At 64.5% G+C, this 23,895-nt stretch carries 19 protein-coding genes; 6 read left to right on the top strand and 13 right to left on the bottom strand.

What is annotated here, in order from left to right; all coding sequences use genetic code 11:
* Positions 1-82: 82 nt before the first annotated feature.
* The gene (locus BMI87_RS01495; RefSeq protein ID WP_078519396.1) at positions 83-517 is read right to left on the bottom strand and encodes a CBS domain-containing protein; all 435 of its coding nucleotides are present in this window, start codon (positions 515-517) and stop codon (positions 83-85) included.
* Positions 518-607: 90 nt separating this feature from the next.
* Positions 608-1,507: a LysR family transcriptional regulator gene (locus BMI87_RS01500; RefSeq protein WP_078519397.1), complete on the bottom strand. Its 900-nt coding sequence runs from the start codon at positions 1,505-1,507 to the stop codon at positions 608-610.
* 115 nt (positions 1,508-1,622) lie between these two features.
* Between BMI87_RS01500 and BMI87_RS01505 the strand changes: the two genes are divergently transcribed.
* The gene (locus BMI87_RS01505; protein ID WP_078519398.1) at positions 1,623-3,125 is read left to right on the top strand and encodes a CoA-acylating methylmalonate-semialdehyde dehydrogenase; all 1,503 of its coding nucleotides are present in this window, start codon (positions 1,623-1,625) and stop codon (positions 3,123-3,125) included.
* Positions 3,126-3,221: 96 nt separating this feature from the next.
* Here BMI87_RS01505 and BMI87_RS01510 read toward each other — a convergent pair whose 3' ends face one another.
* The 7 genes from BMI87_RS01510 to BMI87_RS01540 form a co-directional block, all read right to left on the bottom strand.
* Positions 3,222-3,572: an H-type lectin domain-containing protein gene (locus tag BMI87_RS01510; RefSeq protein WP_078519399.1), complete on the bottom strand. Its 351-nt coding sequence runs from the start codon at positions 3,570-3,572 to the stop codon at positions 3,222-3,224.
* Positions 3,573-3,678: 106 nt separating this feature from the next.
* Positions 3,679-4,080: a F0F1 ATP synthase subunit epsilon gene (locus BMI87_RS01515; RefSeq protein WP_078519400.1), complete on the bottom strand. Its 402-nt coding sequence runs from the start codon at positions 4,078-4,080 to the stop codon at positions 3,679-3,681.
* Positions 4,081-4,089: 9 nt separating this feature from the next.
* Entirely contained in the window at positions 4,090-5,508 is a 1,419-nt protein-coding gene (atpD, locus tag BMI87_RS01520; protein ID WP_078519401.1) for a F0F1 ATP synthase subunit beta, read from the bottom strand.
* A 21-nt stretch (positions 5,509-5,529) separates the two neighbouring features.
* On the bottom strand, positions 5,530-6,408 hold the full coding sequence (locus BMI87_RS01525) for a F0F1 ATP synthase subunit gamma (RefSeq protein WP_078519402.1): 879 nt from the start codon (positions 6,406-6,408) through the stop codon (positions 5,530-5,532).
* 21 nt (positions 6,409-6,429) lie between these two features.
* A complete protein-coding gene (atpA, locus tag BMI87_RS01530; protein ID WP_075774502.1) occupies positions 6,430-7,959 on the bottom strand; it encodes a F0F1 ATP synthase subunit alpha in 1,530 nt (509 codons plus the stop codon).
* On the bottom strand, positions 7,960-8,520 hold the full coding sequence (locus BMI87_RS01535; protein WP_078519403.1) for a F0F1 ATP synthase subunit delta: 561 nt from the start codon (positions 8,518-8,520) through the stop codon (positions 7,960-7,962).
* A 401-nt stretch (positions 8,521-8,921) separates the two neighbouring features.
* A complete protein-coding gene (locus BMI87_RS01540) occupies positions 8,922-9,680 on the bottom strand; it encodes a class I SAM-dependent methyltransferase (protein WP_078519404.1) in 759 nt (252 codons plus the stop codon).
* A 62-nt stretch (positions 9,681-9,742) separates the two neighbouring features.
* Here BMI87_RS01540 and gloB point away from each other — a divergent pair, with 62 nt between their 5' ends.
* Positions 9,743-10,513: a hydroxyacylglutathione hydrolase gene (gene gloB / locus BMI87_RS01545; RefSeq protein WP_078519405.1), complete on the top strand. Its 771-nt coding sequence runs from the start codon at positions 9,743-9,745 to the stop codon at positions 10,511-10,513.
* A gap of 3 nt (positions 10,514-10,516) precedes the next feature.
* Here gloB and BMI87_RS01550 read toward each other — a convergent pair whose 3' ends face one another.
* The 3 genes from BMI87_RS01550 to BMI87_RS01560 form a co-directional block, all read right to left on the bottom strand.
* Positions 10,517-11,149 (bottom strand): LysE family translocator, encoded by a 633-nt coding sequence (locus tag BMI87_RS01550; protein WP_078519406.1) that lies wholly within the window; start codon positions 11,147-11,149, stop codon positions 10,517-10,519.
* 62 nt (positions 11,150-11,211) lie between these two features.
* Positions 11,212-13,011, bottom strand: coding sequence for a tetratricopeptide repeat-containing sulfotransferase family protein (locus BMI87_RS01555; RefSeq protein ID WP_078519407.1), 1,800 nt, complete (start codon positions 13,009-13,011; stop codon positions 11,212-11,214).
* A gap of 135 nt (positions 13,012-13,146) precedes the next feature.
* Entirely contained in the window at positions 13,147-14,943 is a 1,797-nt protein-coding gene (locus BMI87_RS01560) for a tetratricopeptide repeat-containing sulfotransferase family protein (protein WP_168175138.1), read from the bottom strand.
* Positions 14,944-15,015: 72 nt separating this feature from the next.
* On the opposite strand from BMI87_RS01560, the gene BMI87_RS21940 reads away from it, so the two are divergent.
* The 3 genes from BMI87_RS21940 to BMI87_RS01580 all read left to right on the top strand — a co-directional run bounded on the left by BMI87_RS21940 (position 15,016) and on the right by BMI87_RS01580 (position 20,078).
* Positions 15,016-16,518: an HPP family protein gene (locus tag BMI87_RS21940; RefSeq protein WP_168175139.1), complete on the top strand. Its 1,503-nt coding sequence runs from the start codon at positions 15,016-15,018 to the stop codon at positions 16,516-16,518.
* Between the two features lie 261 nt (positions 16,519-16,779).
* Positions 16,780-19,098 (top strand): ATP-dependent Clp protease ATP-binding subunit ClpA, encoded by a 2,319-nt coding sequence (gene clpA / locus BMI87_RS01575; protein WP_078519409.1) that lies wholly within the window; start codon positions 16,780-16,782, stop codon positions 19,096-19,098.
* Positions 19,099-19,193: 95 nt separating this feature from the next.
* Positions 19,194-20,078, top strand: a complete 885-nt coding sequence (locus BMI87_RS01580; RefSeq protein ID WP_168175140.1) for a M23 family metallopeptidase — start codon at positions 19,194-19,196, stop codon at positions 20,076-20,078.
* A 3-nt stretch (positions 20,079-20,081) separates the two neighbouring features.
* Here the strand turns inward: BMI87_RS01580 and BMI87_RS01585 are convergent, their stop codons facing one another.
* Positions 20,082-21,962, bottom strand: a complete 1,881-nt coding sequence (locus BMI87_RS01585) for a sodium:proton antiporter (protein WP_078519411.1) — start codon at positions 21,960-21,962, stop codon at positions 20,082-20,084.
* A gap of 284 nt (positions 21,963-22,246) precedes the next feature.
* Between BMI87_RS01585 and BMI87_RS01590 the strand changes: the two genes are divergently transcribed.
* Positions 22,247-23,830, top strand: coding sequence for a DEAD/DEAH box helicase (locus tag BMI87_RS01590; RefSeq protein WP_078519412.1), 1,584 nt, complete (start codon positions 22,247-22,249; stop codon positions 23,828-23,830).
* Positions 23,831-23,895: the final 65 nt, after the last annotated feature.

Here is a 23,895-nt window from a genome sequence, read left to right on the forward strand (position 1 = left end):
CCCTCGTCGCCCGCCAAAAAGCTCAGCGCACGCAACTATATTGCGTGGCTAAATGCAAGCGGGAAGGTGCCGCAATGCGGCATCAGTTGCCCATGATCATGCCCTGAAGCGACTCTTTCTCCATATGGAGCTCGTTCAGACGCGCCTTGACAACGTCCCCGATCGAGATCACGCCGACCATCTTGCCGTTCTCACGCACGGGCATGTGGCGGAAGCGGCCCTCGGTCATCAGGCTCATCACCTCTTCGGTGCTGTCCATCGGGGCGCAATGCTTGACGTCGCGGGTCATGACATCTCCGGCGGTCATCACCAGACAATCGGCACCGCGCCGGGCGATTTCACGCACGACATCGCGTTCCGAGACGATCCCGTCGACGGTTTCCCCGTCCTGCGAGACGATCACCGCACCGATGCGTTTCGAAGAAAGCGTGGCAATCACCTCGCTCAGCTTCATGTCGGGGGCGACGGTGAAAACTTCCATCTCGCCCTTGTTCTTGAGAATCTGCATAACCTGCATCGGCGTCTCCCTGAAAAACGTCGTCTAAACCCAAGCGTCCCACTGCTTTCATAGATTTGTCAACGGCTTTGCGGTTCACGGGGCCGCCAGTTATATTTCAACCGCAGCGTGTTCGAGCCGCGCAACCTCGTCGCGCAGCCCCTGCCCCAACGCCTCGGCGAAGCGGGTCAGGCGCTCGGATCGGCGGTCATCGGCATGGCGGATCAACCAGAAGGCGCGATTGAGCCGGATCTCGTCGCCAAGCACGCGTTGCACGCCGGGGGCGAAGGGGATCGCGAAGTCGTGGACAATGCCCACCCCCGCGCCCGCCTCGATCATCCGGGTCTGCACGGCCGCTGAATTTGACGCCAGCCCCATCACCTCGGCCTCGGTCTCGGCGAAGTAATCCAGCTCCTTGTCGAAGATCATGTCGGGGATATAGCCGATCATCCGGTGATGGCGCAGATCCTCCTTGCAGGTGATCGGCGGTGCTTTTGCGAGATAGTCGCGATGGGCGGCAAGGCTAAGGTGGTAATCGCTCAGCTTCTGCACGGTCAGGCGGCCTGCGGTCGGGCGCGAGACCGCGATCGCCATATCCGCCTCGCGTTTCGAGAGGTTGAAGACCCGCGGCAAGGCGACGACCTGGATCTCCAGCCCGGGATTGTCCTCGGCGATCTTCGCGCAGACCTGTGGCAGAAGATAATTCGCGCAGCCATCGGGCGCGCCGATCCGCAATTGCCCCGTCAACTGGCCCGCGATGCCGGAGAGTTCCTCATCGGCGCCTGCAAAGACCTGCTCCGCCGCTTCGGCATGGGGCAGGAGCCGGTCGCCCGACTCGGAGAGCGCATAGCCCTGTGGCGATTTCACGAAGAGCTTCGCCCCCACCCCTTCTTCGAGCCGCGCGATGCGCCGCCCCACGGTGGCCGCGTCCAGCTTCAACCGCCGCCCGGCGCCCGACAGGCTCTCGGCCCGTGCGACGGCAAGGAAAATCCGCAAGTCGTCCCAGTCCATATCGCGTCCCTCTTTGCAAAAATGCAAAACGCTTTTGAACTACTTCCTCTTTTATGCTCAATTTCGCAAGGCTAGAGTGCGCCCAAGCCAAGATTATCTGTAGGAGGAGCGTCTCATGGAAGAAATCGGTCACTGGATCAACGGCAAGCGCGTTGCGGGCACGTCCGGCCGCTTCGGCGAAGTCTTCAACCCCGCCACCGGCGAGCAGATCGCCAAGGTCGCGCTGGCCACTCCGGCCGAGCTGGATGCGGCAATCGCGGACGCCGCGAAAGCGCAGCTGGAATGGCAGAAGGTCAACCCGCAGCGTCGCGCGCGCGTGATGATGAAATTCGGTCAGCTGATCGAGCGCGACATGGACAAGCTCGCCGAGGCTCTGTCGAAAGAGCACGGCAAGACCATCCCCGACGCGAAGGGCGACGTGCAGCGTGGCCTCGAAGTGATCGAGGTCTGCATGGGCGCGCCGGCGATGCTCAAGGGCGAATACACGGGCGACGCAGGCCCCGGTATCGACCTCTACTCGATGCGTCAGCCGCTGGGCGTCGTGGCCGGCATCACGCCGTTCAACTTCCCCGCCATGATCCCGCTGTGGAAAATGGGCCCGGCGCTTTCGGCCGGTAACGCGATGATCCTCAAGCCGTCCGAGCGCGTGCCGACCACCGCGATCATGCTTGCGGAACTGGCGCAGGAAGCCGGTCTTCCCGATGGCGTACTGCAGGTCGTCAACGGCGATAAGGAAGCCGTGGACACGATCCTCGATCACGAAACGATCCAGGGCGTGGGCTTCGTGGGTTCGACCCCGATCGCGCAATACATCTACGGTCGTGCGGCAACCAACGGCAAGCGCGCGCAGTGCTTCGGCGGTGCGAAGAACCACATGATCATCATGCCCGACGCGGACATGGACAAGGCCGCCGACGCGCTGATCGGCGCGGGCTACGGCGCCGCTGGCGAGCGCTGCATGGCGATCTCGGTTGCGGTCCCGGTGGGCGACGGCACGGCGGATGCGCTGGTCGAGCGTCTCGTGCCGAAGATCGAGAAGCTGAAAGTCGGCCCCTATACCGGTGGCGACGACGTGGATTACGGCCCCGTCATCACCAAGCAGGCGCAGGAGCGGATCAAGTCGCTCATCAATTCGGGTGTCGATCAGGGTGCGAACCTTGTCGTCGACGGCCGCGACTTCTCGCTGCAGGGCTATGAGGACGGCTTCTTTGTCGGCCCGTCGCTCTTCGACAACGTCACCCCCGACATGGACATCTACAAAGAGGAAATCTTTGGCCCGGTCCTGTCGATGGTGCGCACGAAGTCCTATGACGAGGCGCTCGATCTTGTCATCGACAGCCCCTACGGCAACGGCACCGCGATCTACACCGCCGATGGCGACGTGGCGCGCGACTTCGCGGCGAACGTGAATGTCGGCATGGTCGGCATCAACTTCCCGATCCCTGTTCCGCTGAGCTACTACACCTTCGGCGGCTGGAAGAAGTCGGCCTTCGGCGACCTCAACCAGTACGGCCCGGACGCCTTCCGCTTCTACACCAAGACCAAGACCGTCACGGCGCGCTGGTTCTCGGGCATCAAGGACGAAGGTGCGGCGCTGAACTTCAAGGCGCTCGACTGATCTTTCGGCGGGGCGGTTTGCGAACCGCCCTCCCCCAGACATAGGAAAACGCCCCGCCGATCGGCGGGGCGTTTTTCATGGGATGGTCGGCGCAGATCAGTCGATGTCCCAGTCATCCTCATGCGAGACACCGCCCAGTGCCAGCCAATCCGCGCGCACCCGCGCCACACGGCTGTCGCCCCAGGTGCGGAAGACGATCACGAACCCCTCGGGCGTGGCGCCGTCGCTGGAGATATCCATCCGCGAATTGTGCTTGCCGTCCACGTCCCACATCGACAGCGAGACCTGCACCATCGGCGTCGCGCGAAACGGCTCGGGGAAGGCAACCTTCTTGCGCAACTCGCGCGGGCCCTCGCCCGTCCACATGGCGCCGCCATCCTGATAGTCGGAGAACAGCACGAGCGAGCCGCGTTGCATCCCCAGACGGTGGCTTTCGATCGTGATCATCGCGAGACGGCCTCTTTCCTTCAACCTGAGGCAGAGCTTACCCCAACTGCAGACAATAAAAAGCCCCGGAAAATCCGGGGCTTCCTAAATCTTTTCGCGAGAGGTCTCAGCTCAGCATATGCGAGCCGAGGGCCTCCATGTCAGCCAGCAGCTTCGCGGTCATGTCGGCCACCGAAGGATGCGCCTCGTCATGGACGCGGCGGGCTTCCTCGATCAGGCGATCGTGGACTTCCTTGGTGAACTCTTCCGCGGGCAGCGAACGCTCGGCCAGAACCGTGATCCCCTCGGGGGTGATCTCGGCGAAGCCACCCGTCACCGCGTAGCTCTGGGTTTCCGACCGCGTCACCATCGTCAGCTTGCCGGGACGCAGCGTGGTCAGCATCGGCGCGTGGCCGGGCATGACCGTGAGGTCACCATCCGCACCAGGCACCATGACCTCGACCGCCGCCTCTTCCGAGGCCAGCTTGCGCTCGGGCGCAACGAGATCGAATTGCATCGTGTCGGCCATAATGCCTCCTTACGCCGCAGCGGCGAGTTTCTCGGCTTTCGCTTTCACGTCCTCGATGCCGCCAACCATGTAGAAGGCTGCTTCGGGCAGGTGATCGTATTCGCCTGCAACAACCGCCTTGAACGACTCGATGGTGTCTTCGAGCGGAACCTGAACGCCGTCCGAACCGGTGAACACTTTCGCAACGTCGAAGGGCTGCGAGAGGAAACGCTGGATCTTACGGGCACGAGCCACGGTCAGCTTATCCTCTTCGGACAGTTCGTCCATGCCGAGGATGGCGATGATGTCCTGCAGAGCCTTATAGCGCTGAAGGATCTCCTGCACCTGACGGGCGACCTTGTAGTGCTCTTCGCCGACGATGCCCGGATCGAGGATACGCGAGGACGAGTCCAGCGGGTCCACAGCCGGGTAGATGCCGAGTTCCGAGATCGCACGCGACAGAACGGTCGTGGCGTCAAGGTGGGCGAAGGTGGTGGCCGGAGCCGGGTCGGTAAGGTCATCCGCGGGCACGTAGACGGCCTGGATCGAGGTGATCGAGCCGGCTTTCGTCGAGGTAATACGCTCCTGCATCGCACCCATGTCGGTGGCCAGCGTCGGCTGGTAGCCCACTGCCGAGGGGATACGGCCCAGAAGTGCCGACACCTCGGAACCTGCCTGCGTGAAGCGGAAGATGTTGTCCACGAAGAACAGAACGTCGGTACCCGACTGGTCGCGGAACTGCTCGGCCAGGGTCAGACCGGTCAGAGCGACACGCGCACGCGCACCCGGAGGCTCGTTCATCTGGCCGTAGACCAGAGCCACCTGCGAGCTCGACAGATCGTCGGGCTTGATGACGTTGGATTCGATCATCTCGTGGTAGAGGTCGTTCCCTTCACGGGTCCGCTCGCCCACACCGGCGAACACGGAGTAGCCCGAGTGCACCTTCGCGATGTTGTTGATCAGCTCCATGATCAGAACGGTCTTGCCGACGCCAGCGCCGCCGAACAGGCCGATCTTACCACCCTTGGAGTAGGGTGCGAGCAGGTCGATGACCTTGATGCCGGTCACGAGGATTTCCGAGGCGGTCGCCTGGCTCTCGAAGTTCGGCGCGGGCTGGTGGATGGCGCGGGTTTCGTCCGCTTCCACGGGGCCCTTCTCGTCCACGGGCTCGCCGATCACGTTCAGGATGCGGCCGAGGGTCGCGTTGCCGACCGGCACCGAGATCGGCTTGCCGGTGTCTTTCACTCCGGCGCCGCGCACGAGACCTTCGGTCGCGTCCATTGCGATGGTACGCACCGAGTTTTCGCCGAGGTGCTGAGCCACTTCGAGAACGAGGCGCTTGCCGTTGTTCTCGGTTTCCAGCGCGTTGAGGATCGCAGGCAGCTCGCCGTCGAACTGCACGTCGACGACGGCGCCGATGACCTGGGTCACTTTACCATTGCTTGCCATGTCTGTCTTTCTCCGGTTCCGTCAGAGCGCCTCGGCGCCCGAAATGATTTCGATGAGTTCCTTGGTGATCGCGGCCTGGCGCGTGCGGTTGTATTCGATCGTCAGCTTGTCGATCATATCGCCCGCATTGCGCGTCGCAGAGTCCATCGCTGACATCCGCGCACCTTGTTCCGAGGCACCGTTTTCCAGCAGAGCCGTGAAGATCTGCGTGGCGACCCCGCGCGGCAGCAGATCCTCGAGGATTTGCGTCTCGCTGGGTTCGTAGTCGTAGTTCACGCTCGGCGTTTCTTCGCCCTCTTCCGGTTCATAGGAAGCGGGGATGATCTGCTTCGCGGTCGGGCGCTGCGCGATCACGCTCTCGAAGATCGAGAAGAAGATCGTCGCGACGTCGAACTCGCCATTGTCGAAGCGACCGATCAGGTCGCGAGCGATCTTCTGCGCGTCGTCATAGCTCAGGCGCTTAACGTCGCTCAGATCGACGTGGCCGATGAAGTACTGACCGTATTCACGGCGCAGCGCATCGCGGCCTTTCTTGCCGACGGTGAGGATCTTCACCTCTTTGCCCTCGGCCAGCAGCTTTTCAGCCGTCTGGCGCGCGAGCTTCGCAATATTGGCGTTGAAGCCACCGCACAGGCCGCGTTCGGCGGTCATGACCACCAAAAGCTGCACCTTGTCCGAACCGGTGCCCGAAAGCAGGCGCGGCGCGTTGTCCCGGCCCTGGACCGAGCTTGCGAGCCCCGCCATCACGGAGTGCATCCGCTCGGCATAGGGGCGCGCAGCTTCGGCCGCTTCTTGAGCGCGGCGCAACTTTGCGGCGGCGACCATTTGCATCGCCTTGGTGATCTTCCGCGTGTTCTTGACGCTTCCGATCCGGTTTTTAAGGTCCTTAAGGCTGGGCATGTCCCTGTCCTTTCAGGCCAATCACGCGTAGGTCTTGGCGAATTCGTCGATAGCGGCTTTCAGCTTGTCGGCCGCGTCACCCTTGATCTTCGGATCCTCGTTCGTGAGCCAGTCGAGGATGTCCTTGCGCGAGTTGCGCAGGTAATCCAGCAGACCCTGTTCGAACTTGCCGACCTCGGAAACCGGGATGTTATCGAGATAACCGTTGGTGCCGGCGAAGATGACGGCCACGATTTCCGCGTTGGTGAGCGGCGAATACTGCGGCTGTTTCATCAGCTCGGTCAGGCGCGCACCACGGTTCAGCAGCTTCTGGGTTGCGGCGTCGAGATCCGAGCCGAACTGAGCGAAGGCCGCCATTTCGCGATACTGTGCCAGTTCCAGCTTAACCGGGCCCGCCACGGTCTTCATCGAGTTCGTCTGAGCCGACGAACCAACGCGCGACACCGACAGACCGGTGTTCACGGCGGGACGGATACCTTGGTAGAAGAGTTCCGTCTCGAGGAAGATCTGACCATCGGTGATCGAGATCACGTTGGTCGGGATGAAGGCCGACACGTCGCCGCCCTGGGTTTCGATGACCGGCAGAGCGGTCAGCGAACCGGCGCCGAAGTCTTCGTTCAGCTTCGCCGAACGCTCCAGCAGGCGGGAGTGCAGGTAGAACACGTCGCCCGGGTAAGCTTCGCGGCCCGGCGGGCGACGCAGCAGCAGCGACATCTGGCGATAAGCGACAGCCTGCTTCGAGAGGTCATCATAGATGATCAGCGCGTGCATGCCGTTGTCGCGGAAGTATTCCGCCATCGCGGTCGCGGTGTAGGGTGCGAGGTACTGCATCGGCGCGGGGTCCGAAGCGGTCGCGGCGATCACGGTGGTGTATTCGATCGCACCGGTCTCTTCGAGCTTCTTCACCAGCTGCGCCACGGTCGAGCGCTTCTGGCCGATCGCGACGTAGAAGCAGTGCAGCTTGTTGGACGGATCGGCGTCGTTATACGACTTCTGGTTCAGAATGGTGTCGAGCGCGATTGCGGTCTTACCGGTCTGACGGTCGCCAATGATCAGCTCGCGCTGGCCACGGCCGATCGGGATCATCGCGTCAACCGACTTGAGGCCGGTCGCCATCGGCTCGTGAACCGATTTACGCGGGATGATGCCCGGAGCTTTCACGTCGGCGACGCGACGCTCTTTCGCTTCGATGGCGCCTTTGCCGTCGAGCGCGTTGCCGAGACCGTCGACCACGCGGCCGAGCAGCGCTTCACCGACCGGCACGTCCACAATGGAGTTCGTGCGCTTGACGGTGTCGCCTTCTTTAATGTCTTGGTCCGAACCGAAGATCACGACACCGACGTTGTCGGTCTCGAGGTTCAGTGCCATCCCGCGGATACCACCGGGGAATTCAACCATCTCACCGGCCTGGACGTTGTCGAGCCCGTAGACGCGCGCGATACCGTCGCCAACCGACAGCACGCGACCGACTTCGGCCACTTGGGCGTCCTGCCCGAAATTCTTGATCTGCTCCTTGAGGATCGCAGAAATCTCAGCTGCTTGGATGCCCATTTATCCGACCTCTTTCATGGCGTTCTTGAGAGAAGCGAGCTTCGAACGGATCGACGTGTCGACCATGCGCGAGCCCAGCTTTACGATCATACCACCGATGAGGCTTTCATCGACGGCGGTGTTCAGTTTGACGGTCTTGCCCGTCTGGTTTTTCAGCACTTCGGCGAGCTTCTTGGCCTGTGCGGCGCTGAGCTTGCTGGCCGAGGTGACATCTGCGGTCACTTCGCCCTTCTCGTCCGCGATCAGATCCGACAGCGCCTTGAGCAGCTGCGGCAGCACGAAGAGACGACGCTTGGCGCCCATCAGCTGCAGACCGTTCTTCATCGGGTCCGACAGGCCCATCTTGCCTGCCAGAGCGCCGATTGCGGCTGCCTGCTGGTCGCGCGTGTAGACCGGCGATGCAATCACCTCACGCAGCTCGTCAGAGCCAGCCAGCGCCTCCGACAGCGCGGAGACATCGGCTTCGAGCGCGGCGAGGGCATTTGCTTCGCGCGAGAGTTCAAAAATGGCCAGCGCATAGCGGCCGGCGATGCTTGCGGAAATCGAAGCTGGTTCGGACACGTCCACCCTTCCGATGCGTTTTGCCCCGACCCGGAACAGGCCATGGGGCGCTCCCCCGGCGCGCTTGAGACATGCCCTCCGCGCCGCTTATCGGGGAGGTCACTAGCAGAGCAATCCCCCCCTCGCAACCATCTTGAGCACGAGAATGTGAGCAGAAGCACTCCAATCTGCCCTTCGTCGCGGGAAGGTGACAGGGACGGGAGGATTTTGTGGGCGCTAACAGGAATTTGGACCGGTTGGTCACGGAACGCCGCGCGGGGGTGATTCACCTCAATACGCGTTGGCAGTTCGATAATTATCCGCCTCCCGCGACGGAACACATGAGAGTTGCGCGACGGGCGGTACGCGAACGTGATTGTTGCGTCTCGACTGTTTTTCCCGCGGGAGGCATTAACTCCGTGTCAGGCCGGGTCCGTCGCCGGTTTTACCGCCCCTTCGAGAATCGACAGCGGTTTGCGGACCCGCGCGCCCAGGCCGGAATCATGGCGCGCATGGACCTGTTTGGAGACTTCCAGCATCACGACGCCCGCCGCCAGCACGCCCGCCGCCTTGGTGCCCAGCCGTTCCCACATCGCGGCCGAGCGCAGCCAGAAGCGGCGATGGCTCGGCGGGATATAGAGTGCCCCGGTATGCCGCTCGGGCACGAAGCCGGAACGGCGCGCGAGCTGGTCGAGCTGCCCCAGCGTGTAGGGCTTGCCGAAACCGAAGGGCGTGGTTTCCCGCGGCGCCCAGAGACCCGCGCGGTTCGGCACGATGAACAGCGCCCTGCCCCCCGGCCCCAGCACCCGCCAGCATTCCTGCATCAAGGCCTCGGAATTGTCGGAGGTCTCCAGCCCGTGCATCACGATCAGCCGATCCACCCGGCCCGTCTCGAGCGGCCAGCGCGCCTCGTCGCACAGAACCGAGACATTGGGCATCCCCGCAGGCCAGGGCATCACGCCCTGCTCGGCCGGCATCAACCCGATCACCCGGCGCGCAGGCTCCAGATAGGGACGCAGCAGCGGCACCGCGAAGCCGTAGCCCGCCACCGTCTGCCCCGCCATCTGCGGCCCCGTCGCGGGCCACATGGAAACAACCCGATCTCGGATTGCCCGCTGCGCCGCACGGCCTAGCTGAGTTCGGTAGTAGAAATTCCGCAGGTCGAGTACGTCGAGATGCATTGCGCCTTTCGCTTCCTTCGGCTTAGCTATGTGCCAAGATAATCAAAGCGGTAGAAAACACCATGGCCGTTGAGCTTCTCATCATTCCCTGTCTCGCCGACAACTATGCCTATGTCGTGCACGAGGCGGCGACGGACACAACCACCGTGATCGACGTTCCCGAAGCGCCGCCGATCCTGAAGGCGCTGAACGAACGGGGCTGGAAAGCAAACCTGATCCTGCTGACGCATCATCACGCCGATCACATCGATGGCGTTCAGGCATTGTCAGCGGCGACGGGGGCGAAAATCGTGGGGGCCAAGGCGGATGCGCATCGTCTGCCCAAGCTCGATCAGGAGGTCAGCCCCGGCGAAAAACTCGCGATCGGGATGGAGCATGTCGAGGTTCTGCCCGCCGATGGGCATACGGTCGGCCATATCGCCTATTACTTCCCCGAGGGCGGTCTGCTGTTTTCCGGCGACAGCCTGATGAGTTGGGGCTGCGGACGTCTCTTCGAGGGCTCGGCGCAACAGATGTATAACACGTTGTCGCGGTTTAGCGAGTTGCCCGACGAGACGCTGGTCTGTTCGGGGCATGAATATACTGAGGCAAATGGTCGCTTCGCGCTCTCGATCGAACCGGAGAACCCGAACCTCATCGACCGGATGGAGAATGTCCGCGCCATTCGCGCTCAGGCCCGCCCCACCGTTCCGGTCGAACTGGGTCTGGAGAAAGCGACCAACCCGTTCCTGCGCGGCGACGATCCGAAACTGCGCGCGGCGCTCGGCCTGCCCGAAAACGCGACGCCGGTCGAAGTCTTCACCGAAGCGCGCGCGCGCAAAGACCGGTTCTAGGCCTCACCGTCGCGCGTCGCGCAACACGCTCAGCGCCAGCGCGGCGAGCACCGTCCCCATCGCCCAGCGCTGCACCCGCATCCAGAGCGGACGCGTCGCGAGGAACTGCGCCAATGCGCCGGCGCCCATCACGATAGCAGCATTCACGCCCACCGAGATAACGATCTGCACCACGCCAAGCGCCAGTGACTGCGCCAGCACCGATCCCGCCGCGGGGTCGATGAATTGCGGCAGCAGCGACAGATACATTACCGCGATCTTCGGATTGAGCAGGTTGGTGACGAAGCCCATCACGAACAGTTTGCGCGGCCCGTCGACCGGCAACTCGCGCATCACGAAAGCCGAGCGCCCGCCCGGTCGCACCGCCTGCCATGCCAGCCAGAGCAGATAGAGCGCCCCGGCCATTCGCAGCGCGTCATAGGCATAGGGCACGGCGAGCACGATCGCAGTGATCCCGAAGGCCGCGCAAAGCATGTAGAAGACAAATCCCAGCGCCACCCCACCCAGTGAGATCATCCCCGCGCCTCGCCCCTGACAGATCGTGCGCGACACCAGATAGATCATGTTGGGACCGGGGCTCAGCACCATGGCGAGGGCCACGGCACCGAAGGCGAGAATATGGGACAGGTCGGGCATCGGAGGGCTCTCTCAGTGGTCCGTGCAGATTAACGCGGCCCCTGCGCGTCGCAAGCCCGCGCTCAGGCGAGCTTCGCGAAGGTTGCCTCCAGATAGGGGGCGTATTTCCCCCATTCCTGCGAGCTGCCTTTGTAGATCGGCTTGCGCACCTGCGTGTTCGACGTGGTCGCAACCGTGCGGGCGTTGTCCTGAGGGCGCAGGCAGGCATCCTCCCAAGGTAGCCCGAGAGCCTCGATCAACCTGCGGCTGCGCGCCTCGGGGTCTTCCGTCAGCGCCTCGTAGTCGCAATCGATGATCGTGCCGGGCTGCGTCGCCCAATGCGCCATCAGATCGCGATAGAGCCCGTGATAGGCCACGAGATCGTCCAGATCATGCGCGTAGCCATTCCCCGCGCTGGAAAAGAAGTTGCGATAGATCGACCAGAGCGTCGCGCGCGGATCACGATGGACATGCACGATGAGCGCGCGCGGAAACAGCGCCCGGATCGCGCCGATCCAGCGGAAATTGAGCGGCATCTTGTCGGTCACGAAGGGCTTGCCATCGGCCAGCCCGGTCAGCGTCTCGTAATAGGCGGCGCGGATGCGCCCCGCCTCCCGGGTCAGGGCCTCCGGGTCGCTCCAGTCGAGCGCGCTCATCTCGCTATCCAGCGTGGCGATCTCGTCGCCGGGCGCGACCTGACTGTGCTGGGTGACGATCTGCTCGACCAGCGTCGTGCCCGAACGCGGCAGGCCCAGCAGGAAGATCGGCACCGGGGCAGCCCGGTCGGCCTCGGTCTCGGGGATCGGCGGATAAGCTTCGGCAAACCGGTCGCGCAGCTGCGCAAACAGCGTGCGATCCTGCGCGATGTCATAGCCCAGTTCGGCCTTGCGCCGCGCATTGGCCGAATGCCAGAGCGCGAAGGCCCGCTCGGTCCTGCCCACATCATGCTGCGCCTTGGCCAGCGCGAATTCGAGCAGCATCCGATCGTGCTCCGAATGGCCTTCCGCCGCGACCTGCGTTTCGAGTTGTGAAAGCAGCGGGTCATCGGGCACGAAGCGATGCAGGGGCGAGAGGTTCCACCAGGCCTCGGCATAACTCGGGTCAGCAGCCAGCGCCGCCTCGAACCGTGCCTGCGCCCCCGCGATGTCGCCTTCGGCGAGAAGCACGATGCCAAGATTGTTCAACAGCAACACATGGCGCGGATCGAGCGACAGCCCCTTTTCCAACCGGAGCCGCGCCCCGGTGAAATCCCCCTCGTTCAGCAGCAGATTGCCCAGATTATTGAGCATATGCACATCATTCGGCGCGACCTCGAGCGCGGCCTCGAACCGTGTGCGCGCCTCGGCCTCGCGCCCGAGCGCGAGCAGCGCATTGCCCAGATTGTTGAGCGCGACCGGATCGCGTGGACGCAGCGCCAACACGCGCTCGAACTGAGCGATCGCGTCTTCGTGCTGGCCCAGCTCCATCAGCTCATTGCCCAGATTGCCGTGCGTATCGGCGTGATCCGGACGCAAGGCGATCAGGCGGCGGTAGGTCTCGGCCGCCCCGGCATGGTCGCCCAGCGCCCCCTGCCCCGCCGCGCGGAATTCAAGCAACAGTATGGTGTCAGGATGGATCCGCAGCGCGCGGTTCGCCTGGTCGATCAGCTCGCGATTGCGCCCCGTCTGCATCAGCCCCATCAACTGCTGAATCAGCGCGCGCGGCGGCCCCGCGACGGGTTTCACCTTACTGGCCTGTCCCAGTGCCTCAAGCCCCGCTCTCGCGCGTTTGTTGCCCGGAAAGCGCCCAAGCACCTCGCGGTAAAGCGCCTCGGCCTGCGCGATTTCCCCACGCTTTGCATGACCACGCGCGGCAAGCAGAATCTTGTCAACGGACCCAGCCATTGGCTCTCCTTCGCAAAATCGTCCCGACCATAGCGAGCACCCGGACGATGACAAGCGCCGCTAAGGGCCGGTCGCAGCGACATGGCTCAAGGCCCGCCTGAATCGGCGGGATCTCCAGAGGACAAGCCCAGACTCTCAGTCGAGCTTGGCGAAAGCTGCCTCCAGATGGGGCGCGAATTTCTCCCACGCCTGCGAGCTGCCCTTGTAGATCGGTTTCGTAACCTGATCGCGCGACGCGGTGCGCGCGATGCGCGTATTGTCCTGCGGGCGCAGACACGCCTCGTCGAAAGGCAGTTCGAGATAGGCCAGCATGTCGCGGATCACCGGCTCCGGCGTCGCGGTCAGCTGTTCGTAATCGAGATCGTAAAGCGTCGCGCCGAACAGCGTGCGCCAATGCGCCATCAGGTCGCGATAGAGGCCATGATAGGCAACCAGATCATCCAGATCATAGGCGTAATCATTGCCGTCGGAGCTGAAATTGAGCCGGAAGATCGACCAGATCACCGCACGCGGGTCGCGGTTGGTGTGGACGATCTTCGCCTGCGGGAAAAGCGCCCGGATCTCGCCCAACCAGCGGAAATTGAGCGGCATCTTGTCGGTCACGAAGGGCGCGCCCTGCCCGAGCTTGCGCAGTTTCTCGCGATACTCGGCGCGGATCTCGGGCGCTTTCTGCGCCAGCAGATCGGGATCGGTCCAGTCGAACTCGTTGAACTGTTGGCTCAGCTCGGTCAGCTCTCCGCCCGGTGCGACCTGCGGATGCGCCGAGATGATCTGCTCGGTCAGGGTCGTGCCCGAGCGCGGCAGGCCGACGATGAAGATCGGCTCGGGGCCATCAGGCGCGGTTTCGGGAATTTCGGCGGGTGGGGCGGGAAACGCCTGTTTGATCTGAGCGAAACGCTCCACGTCGCGCGCAATGGTGTAGCCCTGAGCCTCTTTGCGCAGCGCATTGCCGCGCGTGTAGTGACCGAAAGCGGCCTCGGTCTCGCCCGACTCCTCGCGCAGCTTGCCAAGCGCGAATTCGAGCCCCGCACGTTGCTTCGCGCTATGGCCCGGCTGCGCGAGCGAAGCCGTGAGCGCATCGAAAAGCGGATCGTCCGCCGTGGCGCGCTGGATATGGGCGAGCCCGGCGAGCGCATCGGGGAAGCCGGGCCGATAGTGCAAAGCGCGCTCGTAATTCTCGCGCGCCGATTGCTTGTCGCCTTTTGCGAGAAGGAGATCGCCCAGCGACGACAGGGTCAGATAGTGATCGGGCACTTTGTGCAAGAAGGCCTTGAGGTGGAATTCCGCCTCCTCCAGCTCTCCATCTTTCGCCAGCATATTCCCCAGATTCAGCTGTGCCTCGGCGAAATCGGGCGCAGCCTCATGGGCGGCCTGATAGAGCTCGCGCGCGATCTTGTCTTCGCCCGCCCGGCGTTTCGCATTGCCGATGTTATTGAGCGAAACCGGATCGCCGGGCCGTAGTTCCAAAACGCGCTCGAACTCGGCCACGGCCTCGTCGTCGCGGTTCAGCGCCATCAGTTCGTTGCCGTAGCTGCCATGCGCGTCGGGCGCGTCAGGGAACATCCCCACCAATTCGCGATAGAGCGCCGCCGCGCCCTCGTGATCGTCCAGCGCCGAGAGTGCCGCGGCACGGACTTCCATCGCAGCCGGAGCCCGCGGGAATTGCTTGAGAACGCGGGCGGCGGCCTCGGCGGCCTCGCGGTCACGGCCCGACTTCTTAAGGCCGAAGAGCTGGTCGATCACCGGGCGCGGCGGGTTCATCGGACGGGTGGAGGCGCGGGTCTGCGCGATCTCGGCCAGCCCGGCTTGCGCGCGCTTGTTGCCGGGAAACCTTGCCAGCACCTCGCGATAGAGCGCCTCGGCCTCGGCAAAGGCCCCGCTTTTCGCATGGCTCTTCGCCGTGCGCAGCGTCTTGTCTATCGGTCCGGCCATCGCGCTGTCTCCGTCTTCTGTCCCGCCTGTAAAGTCGCGCCGCACCATAGAGGCGCCGCGCATGATGGCAAGATGTCAGACGCCCTTGCAGTCGTCACCCAGCCTCGAACCGGCGACGCCGCGCCACTGCGCCCTCGCCGCCCCGCGCTTGCATCCGCGCGTGGCAGGCGCGATACCTGTTTCACCTTTTCCGACCCCAGCGAACCGATGCCGATCTCACACCTGCCCAAGAATGTCCGCCGCCAGTTGCGCCGCTTCGGCCCCTCCATGGGGCGCAGGCCCGCGGTCGACATTCTGCGCGGCGCGGTCGGTGCGGGGGTGGCGATCCTCGTCGTGACCTTCATCGTGGCCACCCTGCCCCATTCGCGACAGGCCGGGATCTACCTCGTCTCCAGCTTCGCCTCGATGGCGGTGCTGTTGTTCGTTTTGCCGAATTCGCCTCTGGCGCAGCCATGGTCCGCGATGATGGGGATGATGATCTCCGCCGTGGTGCCGGTCGCGGTGCTGATGGTGACGCCGCCGCCCTATGCGGACGGGCTCGCGGTGGGCGGGTCGATTGCGGCAATGATGGCGGCGCGCGCTCTGCATCCGCCGGCGGCCGGGATCGCGCTGCTGGTGGTGCTGGAACATGAGGCCGGGCGACGGCTCGGCTTCGATTTCGCGATCTTCCCGATCGCGGTGATGACCGTGCTGATGATCGGTTTCGCGATGCTCTGGAACCGGCTGTTCGGGATTTCCTATCCGACGCGCCCGCTCGCCTATCACCCGGCCCATGTCGGACGCGCCCGCGGCCCGGCCCGCTCGCTCAGCCAGCGCGACCTGTCGAACCTTCTGGTCGAGTTCAACCAGTCGGCCAATATGGACCCCGCCGATCTGGCACGGCTGATGGCGGTGGCCGAACACCGCGCCGCCGAGTCGCTTCTCGCCGATACGCATGTGCGCGATCTGATGACGCAGAACCCCGTCACCGTCAGCCCCGAAGCGCCGCTGTCGGAAATCGTGCGCAAGATGACCGCGCTCAACGTGCACACGCTGCCGGTGGTCGACAATTCCGGCTATTATCTGGGCGTGGTCGATCAGCACGACGCGCTGGAGGAACTGTTCAAGGAATTCGACATCCTGCGCCGCCCGCTGCGGTTCCGCGCGGCGCCCCCTGAGGCCGAGGTCCGCGCGATCTTCCATACCGATATCGAGACGGTCGAGGGCGACACGCCGGTGGGCGAATTGCTCGAACGGCTGGCCCGGCGCGAGGCGCGCGTCGTGCCGGTGACCGAAAGCGGACGGCTCGTCGGGATCCTGACCCGGACCGACATCATGGCGCTGCTGCTGGAACATTCGCCTGCCGCCCATACCGAGGCGGAGCTCGACGAGGAAGTCTACGACGACGAAGAGGAGCCATCGTCCAAATCGACACCCGCCGCGAGCGCCGAAGACACCCCTGAGCGCGCGGGCAACACTGACCCCGAAGAGGCCGAACTGGCCGCGGAATTGCACCAGAGCACCGCGCGCCGTCCGCCGGTCTATGAGGACACGCAATACGACACCGCTGAAAGCCGCGGCGAGTCGCCCAAGTAACCGGCAATACGCTTGAACGCGCGAAAACCCTCCCCATATGGGAGAGGTCACACGCAACCCCCCAAGATATTGCGCGCCTCATCGGTATCCCTGCACCGTCGCGCCCGTTAAATGACCGTTTTTTCCGCACGAATCGGAGTCCGGTCGGATTTTGGGCATGAAAAGACTTGAAGCGCGGCGATTTCCACCGAACTTTAATCTTATAGGGCAACACTAGGCTGGGTATCCTCCCGCGCCGCCCTCCGAGGAAAGGAGCAGATAATGCCGTCGTTTTCCAATACGCTCGAACAGGCAATCCACGGGGCGCTGGCGCTCGCCAATGCCCGAAAGCATGAACTCGCGACGCTAGAACACCTGCTCCTCGCCTTGATCGACGAGCCGGACGCCGCGCGGGTGATGAAGGCCTGCGCCGTCGACACCGACGAATTGCGCCAGACCTTGGTGGAGTTCATCGACGATGAGCTGTCCACCCTCGTGACCGAAATCGAAGGTTCGGAAGCCGTGCCGACCGCGGCCTTCCAGCGCGTGATCCAGCGTGCGGCCATCCATGTCCAAAGCTCGGGCCGCTCGGAAGTGACCGGGGCCAATGTGCTCGTCGCGATCTTCGCGGAACGCGAAAGCAACGCCGCCTATTTCCTGCAAGAGCAGGACATGACCCGCTACGACGCGGTGAACTTCATCGCGCATGGCGTGGCGAAGGACCCCGAGTTCGGCGAAACGCGCCCGGTGTCGGGTGCCGAGGAAGAGGCCAAAGCCGAAGGGGCGACCCAGGCCGAAGCCAAGGATTCCGCGCTCGAGAAATACTGCGTGAACCTCAACGCGAAATCCGAGAAGGGCGATGTCGACCCGCTGATCGGGCGTGAGCACGAGGTGGAGCGCTGCATTCAGGTGCTGTGCCGCCGCCGCAAGAACAACCCGCTTCTGGTGGGCGATCCCGGCGTGGGCAAGACCGCGATCGCGGAAGGTCTCGCGCTGAAGATCACGCGCGGCGAAACCCCGGAGATCCTCGCCAATTCGACGATCTACTCGCTCGATATGGGTGCGCTGCTCGCGGGCACCCGTTATCGCGGCGACTTCGAGGAGCGTCTGAAGGCCGTGGTGAAGGAACTCGAAGAGCATCCCGACGCGATCCTCTTCATCGACGAGATCCACACCGTGATCGGGGCTGGCGCGACTTCGGGTGGCGCGATGGATGCGTCCAACCTCCTGAAGCCCGCGCTTCAGGGCGGCAAGCTGCGCACCATGGGCTCCACCACCTACAAGGAGTTCCGCCAGCATTTCGAGAAGGACCGCGCGCTGAGCCGCCGGTTCCAGAAGATCGACGTGAACGAGCCGTCGGTGCCGGATTCCATCAAGATCCTGATGGGTCTGAAACCCTATTTCGAGAAGCACCACGACATCCGCTACACCAACGACGCCATCAAGACGGCGGTGGAACTGTCGGCGCGCTATGTCCATGACCGCAAGCTGCCCGACAAGGCGATCGACGTGATCGACGAGGCGGGCGCGGCCCAGCATCTCGTGGCCGAAAGCAAGCGGCGCAAGACCATCGGCCCGAAAGAGATCGAGGCAGTCGTCGCCAAGATCGCGCGGATCCCGCCGAAATCGGTCTCGAAGGACGATGCCGAGGTGCTCAAGGATCTCGAGAAGTCCCTCAAGCGCGTCGTGTTCGGCCAGGACAAGGCGATCGAGACGCTGTCCTCCGCGATCAAGCTGGCCCGTGCGGGTCTGCGCGAGCCGGAGAAGCCGATCGGCAACTACCTCTTCGCGGGTCCGACCGGCGTCGGCAAGACCGAGGTCGCCAAGCAGCTCGCCGATACGCTCGGCGTGGAACTGATGCGCTTCGACATGTCGGAATACATGGAGAAGCACGCGGTCTCGCGTCTGATCGGTGCGCCTCCGGGCTATGTCGGCTTCGATCAGGGCGGCATGCTGACCGACAGCGTCGACCAGCACCCGCATTGCGTGCTGCTGCTCGACGAGATCGAAAAGGCCCACCCGGATGTCTACAACATCCTGCTGCAGGTGATGGATCACGGGAAGCTCACCGACCATAACGGCCGGACCGTCGACTTCCGCAATGTGATCTTGATCATGACCTCGAATGCGGGCGCCGCCGAGCAGGCGAAGACCGCAATCGGCTTCGGGCGCGATCGGCGCGAGGGCGAGGATACGGCCGCGATCGAGCGGACTTTCACGCCCGAGTTCCGCAACCGTCTGGATGCGGTGGTCAGCTTCGCGCCGCTGCCGCGCGAGGTGATCTTGCAGGTGGTCGACAAGTTCGTGCTGCAACTCGAAGCACAGTTGATCGACCGCAACGTCCATATCGAGCTCACCCCGGCCGCCGCGAACTGGCTCGCCGAGAAGGGCTACGACGACAAGATGGGTGCGCGTCCGCTGGGCCGGGTCATTCAGGAGCATATCAAGAAGCCGCTCGCCGAAGAGCTGCTCTTCGGGAAGCTCACCAAGGGCGGCGTCGCCAAGGTCTCGATCAAGGACGACAAGATCGTCATCAAGGTCGAGGAACCGGGCAAGAAGCGGATCTCCGGCTCCAAGCCGCGCCTGCTGACCGCCGAATGATCTAGACCGTGCTCCGCGCGGTATTGATAAGCCTACTCGTCCCGGCCGTGCCCTGCATGGCCGGGACTTTTCTATCCGACGCGCCGAAGCTGCAGATGCCGGTCGAGTGCACGCTTGGCCAAGATTGCTACATCCAGAACTACGTCGACCGCGACCCCGGCCCCGGCGCGCGCGATGCGGGTTGCGGCAGGCTGACCTATGATCGCCACAAGGGCACCGATTTCGCGCTACTGACCGAAGCGCAGATGCAGGCGGGCGTGCAGGTGATCGCCGCCGCCCCGGGCCGGGTGATCGCCACCCGCGACGGGGAACCCGACGGAGCTTATGCCAGCGGGCAGACAGCTGCAGGCAAGGAATGCGGCAACGGGATCACCATCGATCTCGGCAACGGCTGGCAGACCCAATATTGCCACCTGCGCGAAGGTTCCATCTCCGTGATCCGCGGCGATCAGGTGGCGGCGGGCGCCCCGCTCGGCCTCGTCGGACAATCAGGTAAAGCGGAGTTCCCGCATCTGCACCTTTCGCTGCGCCACGACGACGCCGTCGTCGACCCGTTCGATCCTGACATGCAGGACGCCTGCGCCACCGATGCGACGCAAACGCTCTGGTCCGACCCGGTAAAATATTCACCGAGCGGTTGGCTGGCGGCCGGGTTCACCGCCACCCTGCCACGCTTCGAGACAGTCTTGGCCGGTGCTCCCCTGCCCCCGCCCAGCGACACCGCACCCGCGCTAATCTTGTGGGGCTACGGCTTCGGCCTGCGAACTGGGGACACGATCGGGTTCGAGATCACCGGCCCGAACGGGATTAGCATCGACACGACCAGCGAGGGCGACGCGTCCAAGGCCCGGTTCTTCCGGTATGTCGGCAAGAAAGCCCCGCCGGGCGGATGGCCGAGGGGCCGCTACGACGGCCAGATCACGCTCAGCCGCGACGGCGCGGTGATCGCCCGCCGCACCCTCACCGCCCGGATCGACTAGCCCTCACGGGATTCGCGCGGCAGGCCCCGGCTGACCCGAGGGCTTCTCCCCGGCCTTGGCCTTCTGCGCGGTTTCCTCCTCGAATGCCTCGGGCGGCAGGAGCGAGATCAACCGCCCGCCCGGTTCGACCTTCATCTCGGCCGCATCGATCACGAAGCGCAGATCGCCGCTTTTCGCCACGACCATCACGGGCTTCGCTTTGGGCCGCTTCTTGCGCCAGTCGGGCAGCCTGTATTCCTCGGTGATCCGGGTGACCCGGAACCGCCAGCCCTCCGACAGCAGCTTCTCCCAATTCTCCAGCGTCCGCCCCTCGCCAAAGCGGCGCCCACCGAGCTGCGTCGGCAGCGCGTGACGTTCGCGGTCGTCCTTCTGGCGCGGCACCTGCCAGACCTTGTCGCGGCCCAGCTCGGGCGCGAGATCGGTCGCGACGAGCGTGTTGTAGGCGTCGTTATCGGTGGCCGCGAGCAGGGTCGAATAGGCCATCAGCTCGACCTTGTCCTCCGCCGCTTCGCCCAGAATATCGCCGTAGAAGGTCTTGAGCCCATTGGCGCGCGGGCGGATCAGGTGGGCATGGTTCGGGTCGGTGATCAGCACCGGCACCTCGGCCTTGTTCAGCGTCTCGGCCAGCGCCGTGGTGAAGCGCGAACCGCCTACGATCAGCAGGCCCGGCTTGTCGGCATTGGCGAGCCCCAGTTTCCGCGCGAGCGGCGCCAGCGTGAAGCCATGCACGATCACCGTCACCAGCACCAGCACGAAGGCCAGCGGCCCGATGCGCAGCCCGTCCGCGACGCCGATCTCGGCCAGACGCTGCCCGAAGAGGCCCGCCACCGCGACCAGAACCACCCCGCGCGGGCCGGTAAAGGCGATCAGCAGCCGCTCGTTGCGCGGCAGACTCGTCCCTATCAATGAGATCAGCACCGTCAGCGGCCGCGCCACCAGCACCACGAGAATGACGAAGAGGAGCGCGTGCCAATCGAGGGCGGCCAACTGGTCGATCTCGATATTCGCGGCGAGCAGGATGAACACGCCCGAGACCAGCAAGACCGTCGCATGCTCCTTGAAGCGGCGCAGTTCCTCGTAGGACGGCAGGTCGGCATTGCCGATCACCAGCCCCATCACCGTGACCGCCAGCAGCCCGCTTTCATGCAGCACGTGATCCGTCACCGCGAAGGTGGCCAGAAGCGTCGCGAAGAGCACCGGCACCTTCATGAATTCCGGCACCCACCCGCGCGAGAAGCTGCGCGCGATACCCCAGCCGATTGCGCCACCGATCGCAGCCGCGAAGCCGATGCCGAGCGCGAGATGCCCGACCGCCTCGCCCATCGGCAGGTTGGAGCGCAGCGTGAACACCACCTCGAAGGCCAGAACCGCCGCCAGCGCGCCGATCGGGTCGTTCACGATCGCTTCCCATTGCAGCAGGCGTGCGGGGCGGCGGGCAAGTTTCGCCGTGCGCAGAAGCGGCGCGATCACCGTGGGGCCGGTGACGACCATGATGCCGCCAAAGACCGCCGCGCTTTCCCAGCTGAGCCCTGCCCCCCAGACGAGCGCGAGTGCCGAGAGCAACCAGCCCAGAGGCGCGCCGATGAAGACCAGCCGCCGGACCCCGGTTTTCGCATCGCCCAAGCGGTGGAAATCGAGCGAGAATCCCCCTTCGAACAGGATCACCGCCACGGCGAGCGCGATCAGAGGGCTCAGCAATTCGCCGAAATCGCGGCTCGGGTTCAAAAGCCCCGTCGCGGGGCCCGCGATGAGCCCAGCGACGAGCATGATCACGATGGCGGGCAGGCGCAGGCGCCAGGCCAGCCATTGCGCCCCGACACCGCACACACCCACCAGCGCAAAGGCCAATACCGGGCCGAGACCCGCCGATTCCGCAACTGCCATACCTGTCCCTCGTCACGCTTCGGGATCAAACCCCGCTCAGGAGGTCAGGTTCCGTGCCCTTTTGCAAGAGGCCGAATATCGCGCAGGACCGCGCTATGTTCCGCACGCAGCCCCGGGTCACCCCCTGAAAAGATTGACCTTTGCGTCGCAATCCGGTAGGGCGCAGTCAAGCTCCGTAATCCGGCGGAGCTTCTCCTGGGCGCCCGGTTCCTAAAGCGCCCGATAGCGGCTCCGCCCGATGCGGGTCGCGACAGGACGCGATCAAAGGTAAACCAAGGAAACCCATGACTAAATTCACCGATCTGAAGCTGGACCCGAAAGTCCTTTCCGCCGTTGTCGATGCTGGCTACGAAGAGCCCACGCCCATTCAGGCTGGCGCCATTCCGCCCGCGCTCGAAGGCAAGGACGTGCTCGGCATCGCGCAGACCGGGACCGGCAAGACCGCCAGCTTCACCCTGCCGATGCTGACGCTGCTGCGTCGGGGCCGCGCCCGCGCCCGGATGCCGCGCTCGCTCGTGCTCTGCCCGACCCGCGAACTGGCAGCCCAGGTCGCCGAGAACTTCGACCTCTACGCCAAGAACACCAAGCTGACCCGCGCGCTGCTGATCGGCGGCGTGTCGTTCGGCGAGCAGGACAAGCTGATCGACAAGGGCGTCGACGTGCTGATCGCGACGCCGGGCCGCCTGCTCGACCATTTCGAGCGTGGCAAACTGATCCTGACCGATGTGAAGGTCATGGTCGTCGACGAGGCCGACCGGATGCTCGACATGGGCTTCATCCCGGATATCGAGCGCATCTTCCAGCTGACGCCGTTCACGCGCCAGACGCTGTTCTTCTCGGCCACGATGGCCCCTGAGATCGAGCGGATCACCAACACCTTCCTGCATGCGCCGACGCGGGTCGAAGTTGCGCGTCAGGCGACCACGGGTGCGAACATCACCCAGAAGCTGATCCAGATCGAACCGGCGCGCCGCGACCAGACGGCCAAGGCCAAGCGCGAATTGCTGCGCGCGGTGATCTCGGCCGAGGGCGAGGCCTGCACCAACGCGATCGTCTTCTGTAACCGCAAGGTCGATGTCGATATCGTCGCCAAGAGCCTGCAGAAATACGGCTTCGACGCCGCCCCGATCCATGGCGACCTCGATCAGAGCCAGCGCACGCGCACGCTCGAGAATTTCCGCGATGGCAAGCTCAAGCTGCTGATCGCCTCCGACGTGGCCGCGCGCGGTCTCGACGTGCCCTCGGTGAGCCACGTCTTCAACTACGATCTGCCGATGCATGCCGAAGATTATGTCCACCGGATCGGCCGCACGGGTCGCGCGGGCCGCAAGGGCACGGCGATCTCGATCGCGGTGCCGTCGGACGAGAAATTCCTCGGCCAGATCGAAAACCTCGTCGAACAGGAAATCCCGCGCGCCGAGCCGCCGGAAGATTTCGAGCTGTCCGAAGGCGCGAAGCAACCGGCGCGCAAGCGCGAAGACGCCAAGGGCGGTCGTTCGCGCGGCGGGCGCAGCCGGGATCGTGGCGGGCGTGGGTCGAAACGCGACCAGCGCAGCGAAGAGACGCAGCAGCCGCAAAGCGCCGCGCCGCAGGAGCAGCAGGAGCCGGAGAAGGCCGCCAATAAGGCCGAGGCTCAGCCCGAAGAGGCGCGCAGCGAAGCCCCCGAGGCCGCGAGCGCTCCGAAGCCGCAATCGCGCAGCCAGTCTTCCGACGAGGGCGGCAATGCCCGCCGGTCGCGCGGTGGCCGCAACCGCCGCGAGCGCGACAACGAAGTCGTGGGCATGGGCGATCACGTTCCGGACTTCCTCACCGTCTCCTTCCGCCCCGGCGCGGTTGAGGAGACCGCCGAGGACAAAGCGGACAGCTGACGCTTTCGTATTGGTAAAAATATCCCCGCCGGAGGCTTCCTCCGGCGGGGTTTTTCTTTGTCTTC

Origin of the sequence: Thioclava sp. F28-4, from assembly GCF_002020045.1 — a bacterium.
GTDB lineage: Bacteria > Pseudomonadota > Alphaproteobacteria > Rhodobacterales > Rhodobacteraceae > Thioclava > Thioclava sediminum.